Origin of the sequence: Stenotrophomonas maltophilia (assembly GCF_006970445.1) — a bacterium.
In the GTDB taxonomy this organism is placed as follows: domain Bacteria; phylum Pseudomonadota; class Gammaproteobacteria; order Xanthomonadales; family Xanthomonadaceae; genus Stenotrophomonas; species Stenotrophomonas maltophilia_AU.
Genome location: NZ_CP033877.1, coordinates 1671515 through 1683687 on the forward strand (window position 1 = coordinate 1671515; position 12173 = coordinate 1683687).

Below are 12173 nucleotides of genomic sequence, written 5' to 3' on the forward strand. Positions count from 1 at the left end.
CTCGATTAACGTTATGATTCACGCCCCGCTGAGGTGCAACGCACCAGACGCGGTGAAAACCCCGGAGTGATGCCCGAGCGGCTGAAGGGGCTCCCCTGCTAAGGGAGTATAGGGTCAAAAGCTCTATCGAGGGTTCGAATCCCTCTCACTCCGCCAGATACAAAGAAGCGCCTGCAGATCCTCGATCTGCAGGCGTTTTTCTTTGTGGGGAATCAATGCGCGCGATCAGCGGGGCAAGGCGCGGCTGCCTGGATCCAGGGTTGCGTGCGCACGAACCGGGAAGCGCCCCATGCCCACGATCGGCGGTGGCGTGGCGTGTAGATGGAAGCCCTGTAGTGGCAATGCGTCGAGGTGGGCCATGTGCTCGATGATCGGGATGCCAGCGCCAAGCAGAACGGAGCGCACCGGCTGCGTTCCCGTGCGGGTGTCGTCGATGTCGGGCGAGTCGATGCCGACGAGCAGGGCGCCCTGGTCACGTAGATGGAGCGCTGCCTTTTCCGTCAGGAATGGATGCCCTTCGAGATAGCGTTGCGTGCCCCAGTGATGGTCCCAACCGGTCTGGATCAGCACGGCGCGTCCACCACATTGCACGGCAGCGAACGCATGCCAGTCGATGGCCTGTTCCAGTGCGCCGGCGACCCGCACCAGCACGCCCGGCACGTTCGACACACGCGCAAGATCGAGGCCCGCCAGATCGCGACCGTCGGCACTGCGCTGGCAAGGGGTGTCGATATGGGTGCCGGTGTTGGCCACCTTGTCGGTGCGGCCGATCTGGAACGTTGTTCCTTCGGCATAAGGCTCCGGCGAATCGTGACGTGAAAGGTGGTCGTGGACGAGCGGTGCAGGCAGTTCCCTGCAGGTGACCATGCCGCTCTCGATCGAGTGGCTCAGATCGATGTAGGTGGGTGCGAGGTCTGGCGCCGGTGCAATGGTGTGCGCGAGTGCCGCACGCTTGTGCGCTTCCTCGATGATCTGCTTGTTGAGGATGTGTACGTGCTTGACCATCAACAGCCGCATGTCGCGGATGATGTAGGCCGCCAACGCATCGTCGTCGATGTCGCTCCCCTCGATATCCAGACGGAAGCCCTGACCCTGGATGCCGCCGCCATTGCTGAACGCCACTTCGAAATCAAAACACGCACGCTTCTGCATAGCCCTTCATCCTGTCGCTGTGTCCCGTGTACGCCGTGCCCGATGGGCCCGGACCTTTGCGCGATTGCCGCAACCCTGGCTGGACGAACACCACTGGCGGCTGCCGGGCCGGGAGGTGTCCTCGAACACCATGGCGCAACCGGGGCACCGTCGAATGCGCGCGCGGCGTGGCGAGGCCAGCAGTACAAGTGCATCCTCGGCGAGGCGGGACAGGGCGGCTTCGACGGGAGACGCCGACACCTGCACGAGCTGGCCGCCGCGGAAACAGGGGCGGGGAGGCGGGTGCCGGGCAGCGTCATTGAGCCGTGCAAGGTCGTCGCCGGCAAACGGTGCGGAGGCGATGGCGGAAAGGGCGCAGCGATGGATGGCCTCGCGCAGCGCGTGCGCGGCCAGCAACTGGGCCGGCGAGGCGGTCCTGGGGGCGTTGGCGGCCCACAACCCGGCCTCGTTCAGCCAGGCGACTAGGGCCGCCGGATCCGGCAGCCGCTCCCGTCCGACCCCGGCGCGGGAGCCGTAGGTATCGACGAAATCCAGTGCCGGGGTGCCGGCGATGAAGGCGTGCAGGTGATCTGAATCCATGTAACCACATTAAGTGGTTACATGGACCTGTGCAAGGCGCGCAGTGAGTCAGAGCCTTATGGTCACACCCACCTGGAAGCCCCGCCCTGGCAGTGGCGCGATGTACTTCAGTGGCGAGTTGTGCGGCCGTGCTTCTTCATTGAGCAGGTTGCTGCCGTTGACGAACACTTCCATGCCGGCGATGTAGCTGTTGCGCACCGGCAGCTCGCGAATGACCTGCAGGTCGACCAGGTTGAACGCATCCAGCGGAATTTCCTCACTGACGTTACGGCCGAGGTACTTCTGCGTGTCGTAGTAGGTGCTCGACAACTGCGCTTTCCAGCCTTCGCGCTGCCACTGCAGGTTGGCACCGTAGCGGTTGGTCGGCATGTTCGGCAGGTACTCGCCATCGTTGTGGGCGCGCAGCGAATCGGGTTGGTCGGCCTTGTTCTTCACCAGGTCGGCGAAGGCGGAGACGTTCAATGTGCCGTATCGACCCAGATCCAGCGCCTGCGATGCGTCGATCTCGAACCCCTTCACCGTGGTGTCGGTCTGCTTCCAGTACTTGAGCGGCAGACGGTTGGCGGTCTGCAGGCCGGAGTAGCCAAGGTAGAGATAGTTCTCGTACTTCATCCGGTAGGCGGTGGCCGACAGCTCGAAACCACCCAGATGGAACAGGCCGGTCAGTTCGAGATTCTTCGCGCGCTCCGGCTCCAGGTTCTGGTTGCCTTCTTCCTGGGTCATCACCGAATAGTGTGCGTTGCTGGCATACAGCTCGTTGATTTCCGGGGCGCGCTGCGAGGACGCGTAGCGCACCTTGGCGGCGAACAAGGGGCCCAGCTCCACATAGGAACCCAGGCTGTAGCTGTTGAGCCGGTAGGCGCGATCCTGCAGTTTCGTGTTGGCGGCATTGCGCGCGGTCTTGAAGCGGCTTGGTTGCAGGTCATGGTCAACGCGCTCGTGGCGCACGCCAGCGTCGAAGCTGGCCCAGCCGAAGTCCAGCGTCTCCTTCAGGAACACCGCGTTGCTGCGGGTGTCGACGTCGGGCAGGTAGCGCTGAGAACCGCTGCCGGTGACATCACGCAACTGATGGCTGACGCCCAGCAGGCCGCTGAGCGGCCCGAGGCGCTGGTGGCTGAGCAGCAGCTCGGCCTGGGTGCTTTCGAAGTCGTAGTCGTTGGCCCTGGTGGCGCCCAGCCGCTCGCCTGAGGTGTTGTCCAGCTTGGAGACACGCAGCTCGGCGCGCTCGATGTAGGGCAACGGATCGCGCAGAAGGGCCTCCAGCGCGTAGCGTTGCTGCTTGATCACCACGCCCACCGGCAGGCCGTCGGCGTAGTTCGAACCGAATGACAGGTTCTGCATCGAAAAGCCCGGCACGCCGTATTCGCTGTCCTTGGCATCGATGCTGACACCGACGTAGCCACGATCGAAGAACAGGGTGGAGCCGGCGGCCACCTGCGAACTGCGTGAATAGCTGTTGCCCAACCGGTGGTGGTAGTCGGGCGTCACATCGTTGTTGATCTGCTTCTGCACATATGACGGCGTGCCGGCGACATAGGCCGGGTTGACCGGGTTGGTATAGGTGCGGCGCTGCCAGACCGAGGTCGGGCTGTTGGTGTAGAACGAGAAATCACCATCGGCCCAGTCCGGATTTTCGGTCATGAACTGGTCGATGTAGGGCTGCGAGGCCTTGTTGTAGATCTGCTGGACGCGCGCCTCCTTCTGGCAGCTGTCGGCCAGCGCCGAGTTGACGCCGCCGGTCGGCGGGAACAGCCCGGTGTTGCAGACACTGGCCTTGCTGTTGCCGGGGATGTCGTAGTGCGAGATGCGCTGGCGCGAGACTTGCAGGTTGGTCGAGAGGTTGCGCTGGTTGTTGAAGTTCATGCGGAAGCCCTGCGCGTCGGCGGCATTGAAGCCCTTGCGCAGGACCAGTTCCATCGACTGGTCCTTGTCTTCCATGCTGCGCGAGATCAGGCCCGAATCGATCTCCACGCTGCCGCCGATCGCATTGCCGCCATAGCGCACGGTGTCCGAGGACTTGTTGACGGTGACGCTGCGCACGAACAGTGGATCGAAAGGAATGTTGATGTCGCCGCTGATCGCGTTCATGCCGAGGATGGACTGGCCGTCCTGCAGGATCTGCACGCGGTTGCCGCTGAGGCTGCGGATGACCGGGGCACCCGCGTTCGGCCCGAAGGCACTGCTCTGCACGCCGGAGACGTGTTCGAGCAGGCCGCCGAGGGTGCGGTTCTGGGCCTGTGGATTGTCGACGGTGACCCGGCTGTCGATACGCGAGGGCTGGGAGGCCTGGACCTGAAGGGTGGGGAGGGTGGGTTCGTCCGCCGCCTGGGCGGTGTGGACGGCGAACAGGATGGCAGCAGCAAGCAAGTGGCGACGCATGGCAGGACTCGTGAAATCGAGATGAAATGTTATAACGTAACTATTTGTATCGGCAAGGGCGGGATTGGCCTTGCGGAAAGGGCTGGAATGAGAATGGTTCGCATATGAGAATGGCGCACGATTCTCCAGAGATCCGTCATGCTCAGCCTTACCCTTGCCGACCTCGATCACCTCGGACGCAGTGGCGGCTTCCGCTATCGCCTGCCTGCGATGGGGTCAGCCGACGGGTCGGGCGAGGGCTGCGTGGTGAAGGGCAGGGTGGAGCAGCGCTGCCTGCGCCCGGGCATGACCCTGGCGCTGTCGGACGTGGTCGCGCATCAGCCATTCGAGGCGACCTCGGCGTCGCCCCCGGCGTTCTCGGCGATCGTGATGCTGGAGGGCCGCGCCGGTGCCCGCTTGGCAGGGCAGGCGGTGATCGGCATGCGTGCAGGCGCCGGTGCGATGGTGCTGGCCGACGCCGCGCCGATGACCGCGATACACCCGGCGGGCCAACGGATGCGCAGCCTGAATGTCTCGCTGGACACGCCGGCGGAGCTTGACGACCCCGTCATCAGCGAACTGCTGTCCACTGTGCGCCGCGCCGGCCAGCCGCAGCTACGCAGCTGGCAGGTCCCCGCGCACCTGGAGCACGCCGCCGACCAGCTGCTGTCGAGCACCTGGCACGGTGCGATGCACGCGTTGCTGTGCGAAGGCGTTGGCCTGCAGATGCTGGCCATGGCACTGGGTGCGCCGGAACGGGATGCATCGCCGGAGCTGCGCGTTTCGGCGCGTGACCGCCGCATGCTGCAGCGGGTGATCGATTGCCTGCAGGCGGCGCCGGCAGCCGATCATTGCCTGGACGATCTGGCGCGCCTGGCCTGTATGAGCCCGAGCAGCCTGCGGCTGAAGTTCCAGCAGGTGTACAGGAGCTCGGTGTTCGGCTGGCTGCGCGAGCATCGCCTGCAACTGGCCTGCGAGCAGCTGCGACAGGGCTGCAGCGTGCAGCAGGCCGCGCATTTCGTCGGCTACCGGCACGCCACGAATTTCGCGACCGCGTTCCGCGCGCGCTACGGCATCGTACCCAGCCAGCTCCGCTGACTCAGGACCACCGTCGGCATTGCGCATACACCTGTTGCGTCCGTGCAGACGTGCGCTCACGATCAAATGACAATAATTCTCATCCAGCCTTTCCCCTCTGCTGGATCTCCCATGCCTGCCTGTTTCCGCCCGCGCGCCCTGGCGATCGCCATCGGTACGACCCTGGCGCTGTTCAACGCCGCCCACGCCGCCGAGCGCGCTCCCGCTGCGACGACCTCACAATTGCCGACCGTGCAGGTTACGGCTGACCTTGATGGCAGTACCGAAACGTCGCGTTCCTACACCACCGATTCGATGGGCACCGCGACCGGATTGTCGCTGACCTCGCGGCAGACGCCGCAGTCGGTCAGCGTCGTCACCCGCCAGCAGATCGAGGACCGCGGCCTGCTCAGCACGGCCGATGCGCTGGCCACCGCCCCGGGCATCTCGGTCACGCGCAGCGATGCCAACCGCTACGCGTTCTCGGCACGCGGCTTTGATATCGACAACTACCAGTTCGACGGCGTGGTGATGCCGGTGCTGTCGCCCTGGAATTTCGGCGAGAACAACCTGGACATGGTGGTGTACGACCGCATCGAGATCGTGCGCGGTGCCAACGGCCTGATGACCGGTGCAGGCAATCCGTCGGCGGCGGTGAACTACGTGCGCAAGCGCCCGCTGCGGGACTTCGCCGCCAGCGGCGGCATCAGTCTCGGCAGCTGGGATGCGCGCCGCGCCTGGGTGGATGTGTCCAGCCCGTTGAGCCGGGAAGGGCGTGTGCGCGGTCGTGTGGTCGCCGCGCAGGCGGAGGGTGACAGCTACACGGCGGGCCTGGACAGCACGTCGAAGACGCTCTACGGCGTGGTCAGCGTGGATTTGGGTGAGAACACCGGCTTGATTGCCGGCATCTCCTACCAGGGCAACGACAATCGTGGCTTCGGCAGCGGCTTCGCGCTGTTCAACGCCGATGGCACGCGTACCCGCTTCGACCGCTCGGTGTCGGCCACGGCGCCGTGGGCGAGGATGAGCACCGATACCCGCAATGGCTTCTTTGATTTCAACCACCGCTTTGGCAACGACTGGCAGGCACGCGTGTCCTACAGCCGCTCGCATACCGACATGGAGATGAAGCATCTCTATCGCGGAGGTTATCCTGACCCGGTGACCGGGGCGATGCCCACTGGCAACAGCTTCACCCGCTACGACGGCCCGGTGCGCCGCGAAGCGATCAGCGCCAGCCTGACCGGTCCCTTCCAGCTGTTCGGCCGCCAGCACACGGCGTCCGTCGGCTGGTCGCGCTCACGCGACGAGATCGCGCTGGGGCAGTACCGCGCACTGGCGCCGCTGCCGCCGTTGGCCAGCTACTTGGACTGGCGCGGGCCAGGTACGCCAGAACCGGTGTGGGCCAGCAGCAAGACCCAGGCCGATGATCTGGACAACCAGCAGAGCGGTGCCTACGCGGTGGCACGGCTGTCGCTGGCTGATCCACTGCATGTGATCGTCGGTGCCCGCTTGAGCAACTGGGAGACCGACCAGGTCTACTTCGGCGCCCAGCGGAAGTACCGCTACCGCAATGAGTTCGTTCCGTATGCTGGCGTGGTCTGGGACTTCAACGACTACAGCAGCGCGTACGCCAGCTACACCGGTATCTTCAAGCCGCAGAACAATCGCAATGAATCCGGGCAGATCCTCGACCCGGTCAGTGGTCGCAGCTACGAGCTCGGCGTCAAGGGCAGCTGGCTGCAGGAGCGCTTGAATGCTTCAGCCGCACTGTTCCGTACCCAGCAGGACAATCTGGCCGAAGCCACCGGCGGGCTGGTCGAGGGCAGCACCCAGGCGGCGTACCGTGCAGTGAAGGGGGCAACAGTGGATGGACTGGAGCTGGAACTGGCCGGCGAACCACTGCCGGGCTGGAGCCTGGGCACCAGCTTCACCACCTTCATCGCGCAGGACGCACAGGGCAGGGCGATCAATACCGCCAAGCCGCGCAGCCTGTTCAAGCTGTTCACTACCTGGCGGCTGCCGGGTACCTGGGACCGGCTGACGATTGGCGGTGGCGTGGACTGGCAAAACCGCATGTACCAGACCGCCACCGCCCCCGGAAATCGCCGGATGCCGGTGCAGCAGCCCAGCTATGCGCTGGTGAACCTGATGGCGCGCTACCAGTTCAGCTCCAATGTGTCGGCCGCAGTCAACATCAACAATCTGTTCGACCGTCACTACTACTCGCAGATCGGCTTCTACAATCAGGGCTGGTATGGCGCACCACGGAACGTGATGTTCACCGTGAAGGTTGGCTATTAAGGCACGGGGTTGCCGCGCGTTCAGCGCCCTGCCTTGTGCGGGGCGCCGATGCTGTGCACGATCCGAGGCGCTGCGCCCCACAACGCGTCACGCAGCACCTTCTTCACTGGAACGGAGCAACGTATGAAGCTGTTGTCCGCTGTGTTGTTGTGTGCGTGCTCGCTGCCGGCCGGGCCGGCGCTGGCGATGGAGGCGTCCTCGTCGCCACTGCTGGGGCGCTGGGCGCTGGACACCGCGACCTCGGCACTACCCGAGGCGCAGCGTCCGAAGCAGGTGGTGCTGGAGTTCAAGGATGCCGGCGGTGGCCGCTGGAGCTCGCATGTGGATATCGTCCTGCACGACGGCAAGACCATGAAGTCCGACGGCACATTGGCGCTGGATGGCACGCCGGGTGCCTTGTCCGGCACCTATGGCGCGGACAAGGCAAACCTGAAACTGCCGGCCCCGAATACGCTGGTGATGCAGTTGGTGGATCACGGGACGCCAGCCTCCACCCGCATCTACACCGTGGCGGATGACCGGGCGACGATGACCGAGACCAAGGCGTTCTACGGCCACGACGGCACGCCGATCCTGCAGACCAATCTGTTCAAGCGCATGCCCTGAATACCATGTCCGTGGCGTTGGGTACGCGACCTACAGTGAAAGCCCGGTGCGCGGGGGAAGACAGGTCGTTAGAATCGCGCGATAGATCATGGGTGAGAGAACGAGATGATGCCGAAGGAGCGGGCGTTTGCATTCGCTGACGGTTTGCGTGGGTTTGCGGCGTTGCAGGTGGTGATTCTCCACTACGCTTCGGTGTACTTCCCGGTGATGGCAAGGGAGAACGGCCCCGCACGGACGTCCTGGGACAAGTGGATTGCAGACGGCCCGCAGTTCTTCATTCTTGATGGAGGGACTGCTGTATGCATCTTCTTCATTATCAGTGGGTTCGTGCTTGCCCATTCATTTCGAAATTCATCCGCGAGCATCCCCTCTCTGCTGGTCCGGCGCACGGTTCGCCTGGGGGTGCCCGTCGCAGTGGGCTGGATTTTTGCGCTTGTATTGCTGCTTGGGATCGGTGTGGACCATGATGCGCTGGTCCAGGCAACCGGCTCCGATTTCGTCAAGCGGCTCTATACCCAGCCATTACTGCCATTGGGCCTGCTCCGCGATCTTCTGCTGAATTCCATGTTCCTCGGCTATTCGCCTCTGTCTCTGTTTGACGGATTTCCCGAGATGCATGTCCAGAGCATCGGCTATGCGTTGAATCCGCCATTCTGGACGCTCCATGTGGAGTTCTGGGGGTCGCTGTTGGTGATCGCGCTGACTCGCCTGGAACGCGTTGCATCGAATACTTTGGGAGTCGCTTTCATTGCGCTGGCAGCATTTGCACTCTGCGGCGCCAGCTTCTATTCGTTGTTCGTTGCCGGTTGGCTGCTGAGCCGGGTAGTGAGCCGTACGGGACTGCCTGCACGGCCCACTACACCGCTGGTGCTTCCGGGCCTGGCGCTGATGGCCCTGGGCGTTATTGTGACCAGCGCCCGTCCTGTGCAGGTGGTCGAGGCGCTGCGCCAAGGGGTCGAGCACTTCAGCGTGGGAGGGGCAGTCCACACCGCTGCATTCCAGTCCTGTATCGGCAGCCTTGCCATTTTCGCTGGCGTACTGTTGTTCCCAACGGCACGGCGTCTGCTCACGCGCACCCTATCGCTGCTCCTCGGTCGCCTCTCGTTCGGCATGTACCTGTTTCATTTCCCTGTTCTGTTTACGGTGTCGACAGGCTTGTACATGGGAATTCGACACATCGGTCACGTTCCGGCCGCAGGAATCGCCACGGCGGTTGGCATTGGCCTGACGGCCCTTTTGGCCTATGCATTCGACAGATGGCTGGACAAGGCTGTCGTCCGGCTTTCGCACCGGACGGGTGCCCTGATGGAGCGGCAAAGGGCCCAGCAGCCTGCGCATTGATCTGGACTGACCTGGTGATTGCGTCGGGTGGGCATGGCTTGCATCAGACCGCGGCCGGATCTCGTTTGCCGGTGTCGATGCCGTACTTGTCGATCGCGTCCTGCATCCGCGAGCGTTCGATGCGACCTTCGTCGGCCAGCGACTTCAGGGCTGCCAGCACGATGAAGTGTCGATCCACCTCAAAGAACGTGCGCAGCGATTCACGCGTGTCGGAACGGCCGAAGCCATCGGTGCCGAGTGCGGTGAAGCGGCGATCGTTGATGAAGGGACGGATCTGGTCGCCGACGATCTTCATGTAGTCGGTGGCCACCACCACTGGGCCTTCATGGCCCTGCAGGCACTGCTGCACGTACGGCACGCGCGGTTCCCCGGCCGGATGCAGCAGGTTCCAGCGCTCGGCGGCCAGCCCGTCGCGGCGCAGTTCGGTCAGGCTGGTCGCGCTCCACACATCGCTGGCGATGCCGAAGTCCTGCTGCAGCAGGTCTGCCGCGGCTTCCACTTCGCGCAGGATCGAGCCGCTGCCCATCAGCTGGACGCGCGGCTGCGAGGCGTTGTCGGCGGCTGCCGGATGCAGCAGGTACAGGCCCTTCAGGATGCCCGCCTCGGCGCCTTCGGGCAGTGCCGGCTGCGGGTAGTTCTCGTTGAGCACGGTGATGTAGTAGTAGATGTCTTCCTGCTCGACATACATGCGGCGCAGGCCGTCGTGGATGATCACCGCCAGCTCGTAGTTGTAGGTCGGGTCGTAGGAGACGCAGCTTGGAATCACCGACGACAGCACGTGGCTGTGGCCGTCATCGTGCTGCAGGCCTTCGCCCATCAGCGTGGTGCGGCCCGACGTGGCGCCGAGCAGGAAGCCGCGCGTACGTGCATCGGCAGCAGCCCAGGCCAGGTCGCCGACGCGCTGCAGGCCGAACATCGAATAGAAGATGTAGAACGGAATCGTGGCCAGGCCGTGGTTGCTGTAGGCGGTGCCGGCGGCGATCCACGAACAGATCGCTCCGGACTCGTTGATGCCTTCCTGCAGGATCTGGCCGTCCTTGGCTTCCTTGTAGTAGCTCAGCTGGCCGGCATCCTGCGGCGTGTACAGCTGCCCCAGGTACGAATGAATGCCGATCTGGCGGAACAGGCCTTCCATGCCGAAGGTGCGCGATTCATCGGGCACGATCGGAATCACCAGCTTGCCCAGTTCCGGGTCCTTCAGCAGGCTGGTAAGGATGCGCACGAAGCCCATGGTGGTGGACTGGCCGCGATCGCCGCTGCCCTGCAGCTGTGTGTTGAAGATCGACAGCGGCGGCAGCGGTAGCGGATCGACCTTCGCCAGGCGCGCCGGCAGCTGGCCGCCCTGGATGCGGCGGCGCTCGGCGAAGTAGGCGGCCTCGGGGCTGCCCGGCTCCGGACGCAGATACGGCATGTCCTCCAGCTGCTCGTCGCTGACCGGCAGGTTGAAGCGGTCGCGGAAGGCACGCACCGCATCGGCGCTCATCTTCTTCAGCTGATGGTTGATGTTCTGGCCTTCACCGGCTTCGCCCATGCCGAAGCCCTTGACCGTCTTGGCCAGGATCACCGTCGGCCGGCCGCTGGTGCTCACCGCCTGCTGGTAGGCGGCGAAAACCTTCTGTGGATCATGGCCGCCACGCGCCAGTGCCCAGATATCGTCGTCGCTCATGTGCGCCACCAGCTCCAGCAGCTCGGGGTAGCGGCCGAAGAAGTGCTCGCGCACGTAAGCGCCGCTCTGCGACTTGAAGGTCTGGTAGTCGCCGTCCACGCATTCCATCATGCGCTGGCGCAGCAGGCCGCTGTGGTCGCGGGCCAGCAGGTCGTCCCAGCCACTGCCCCAGATCAGTTTGATCACGTTCCAGCCGGCCGCGCGGAAAGTGCCTTCCAGTTCCTGGATGACTTTGGCATTGCCGCGTACCGGACCGTCCAGGCGCTGCAGGTTGCAGTTGACCACGAACACGATGTTGTCCAGCCGCTCGCGGCCGGCCAGCGAGATTGCCGCCAGCGATTCGGGCTGGTCCATTTCGCCGTCGCCGAGGAAGGCCCAGACCTTGCGCCCCTGGTGCTGCTTCAGGCCACGGTATTCCAGGTAGCGCATGTAGCGCGCCTGGTACGCGGCAGTGAGTGGGCCCAGGCCCATCGACACGGTGGGGAACTGCCAGAACTCCGGCATCAGGCGTGGGTGTGGATACGAGGACAGGCCTTCGCGACCGGCTTCGCGGCGGAAGTTGTCCATCCGTGCCGGATCGATTCGCCCTTCCACGTACGCACGGCCGTAGATGCCCGGCGCGGAGTGGCCCTGGATGTAGATCATGTCGCCGTCGAAGGTGTCGGTGCGGCCACGGAAGAAGTGATCGAAGCCTACGTCGTACAGCACCGCCGCCGACTGGTAGGTGGCGATGTGGCCGCCGACGTTGGAGTGCTTGCCGGCGCGCAGCACCATCACCATCGCGTTCCAGCGGATCATCGCGTTCAGGCGGCGCTCGATGGCCAGGTCACCGGGGTAGGCCGGCTGGCGATCCGGCGGGATGGTGTTGACGTAGGCGGTCCAGGCACGGGTATGCAGGTCACCGTGCTGCTGGGCGTCCAGCTCGCTCAGCTGGTCGATCAGGTAGTGCGCGCGTGGCCGGCCACCGGCCTGCATCACCGCCTCCAGCGATTCACGCCACTCCCGCGTTTCCAGCGGGTCGGTATCGGAGGGGATAAGGGCTTGGTTCATGACTGTCTCCAGAGGGCGCCGGTCGGACCTCTGCCTGGGC

At 64.5% G+C, this 12173-nt stretch carries 8 protein-coding genes and 1 tRNA gene; 5 read left to right on the top strand and 4 right to left on the bottom strand.

The genetic code is table 11. From position 1 onward, the window contains the following. The first annotated feature begins 63 nt into the window (after positions 1–63). A tRNA-Ser gene (locus EGM71_RS07745) sits at positions 64–156 on the top strand. Positions 157–225: 69 nt separating this feature from the next. On the opposite strand, the gene EGM71_RS07750 is transcribed toward EGM71_RS07745, so the two are convergent. The 3 genes from EGM71_RS07750 to EGM71_RS07760 are packed head-to-tail and all read right to left on the bottom strand — an operon-like array spanning position 226 to position 4110. Beyond that, positions 226–1152 carry a cyclase family protein gene (locus EGM71_RS07750; RefSeq protein ID WP_188488912.1) on the bottom strand — a complete coding sequence of 309 codons (927 nt, stop codon included), beginning with the start codon at positions 1150–1152 and terminating at the stop codon, positions 226–228. Positions 1153–1158: 6 nt separating this feature from the next. Beyond that, entirely contained in the window at positions 1159–1731 is a 573-nt protein-coding gene (locus EGM71_RS07755) for a CGNR zinc finger domain-containing protein (protein ID WP_188488913.1), read from the bottom strand. Between the two features lie 48 nt (positions 1732–1779). Beyond that, on the bottom strand, positions 1780–4110 hold the full coding sequence (locus tag EGM71_RS07760; RefSeq protein WP_188488914.1) for a TonB-dependent receptor: 2331 nt from the start codon (positions 4108–4110) through the stop codon (positions 1780–1782). Between the two features lie 138 nt (positions 4111–4248). Between EGM71_RS07760 and EGM71_RS07765 the strand changes: the two genes are divergently transcribed. The 4 genes from EGM71_RS07765 (at position 4249) to EGM71_RS07780 (ending at position 9417) form a co-directional block, all read left to right on the top strand. Then, the gene (locus EGM71_RS07765; RefSeq protein ID WP_188488915.1) at positions 4249–5187 is read left to right on the top strand and encodes a helix-turn-helix transcriptional regulator; all 939 of its coding nucleotides are present in this window, start codon (positions 4249–4251) and stop codon (positions 5185–5187) included. Between the two features lie 111 nt (positions 5188–5298). After that, entirely contained in the window at positions 5299–7470 is a 2172-nt protein-coding gene (fauA, locus tag EGM71_RS07770; protein ID WP_188488917.1) for a TonB-dependent alcaligin siderophore receptor FauA, read from the top strand. Positions 7471–7593: 123 nt separating this feature from the next. After that, positions 7594–8076 (top strand): LuxR family transcriptional regulator, encoded by a 483-nt coding sequence (locus tag EGM71_RS07775; RefSeq protein ID WP_188488919.1) that lies wholly within the window; start codon positions 7594–7596, stop codon positions 8074–8076. Positions 8077–8181: 105 nt separating this feature from the next. Further along, complete coding sequence (locus EGM71_RS07780) at positions 8182–9417, top strand: acyltransferase family protein (protein WP_188488921.1); 1236 nt, start codon at positions 8182–8184, stop codon at positions 9415–9417. A 43-nt stretch (positions 9418–9460) separates the two neighbouring features. On the opposite strand, the gene aceE is transcribed toward EGM71_RS07780, so the two are convergent. Then, a complete protein-coding gene (aceE, locus tag EGM71_RS07785) occupies positions 9461–12133 on the bottom strand; it encodes a pyruvate dehydrogenase (acetyl-transferring), homodimeric type (protein ID WP_188488923.1) in 2673 nt (890 codons plus the stop codon). Between the last annotated feature and the right edge of the window lie 40 nt (positions 12134–12173).

What these genes read in the sequence shown, in the direction of transcription:
- EGM71_RS07760 (WP_188488914.1), bottom strand. Translation starts at nt 4,110, where the DNA reads ATGCGTCGCCACTTGCTTGCTGCTGCCATCCTGTTCGCCGTCCACACC.
- EGM71_RS07775 (WP_188488919.1), top strand. Translation starts at nt 7,594, where the DNA reads ATGAAGCTGTTGTCCGCTGTGTTGTTGTGTGCGTGCTCGCTGCCGGCC.
- EGM71_RS07765 (WP_188488915.1), top strand. Translation starts at nt 4,249, where the DNA reads ATGCTCAGCCTTACCCTTGCCGACCTCGATCACCTCGGACGCAGTGGC.
- EGM71_RS07755 (WP_188488913.1), bottom strand. Translation starts at nt 1,731, where the DNA reads ATGGATTCAGATCACCTGCACGCCTTCATCGCCGGCACCCCGGCACTG.
- fauA (WP_188488917.1), top strand. Translation starts at nt 5,299, where the DNA reads ATGCCTGCCTGTTTCCGCCCGCGCGCCCTGGCGATCGCCATCGGTACG.
- EGM71_RS07750 (WP_188488912.1), bottom strand. Translation starts at nt 1,152, where the DNA reads ATGCAGAAGCGTGCGTGTTTTGATTTCGAAGTGGCGTTCAGCAATGGC.
- EGM71_RS07780 (WP_188488921.1), top strand. Translation starts at nt 8,182, where the DNA reads ATGATGCCGAAGGAGCGGGCGTTTGCATTCGCTGACGGTTTGCGTGGG.
- aceE (WP_188488923.1), bottom strand. Translation starts at nt 12,133, where the DNA reads ATGAACCAAGCCCTTATCCCCTCCGATACCGACCCGCTGGAAACGCGG.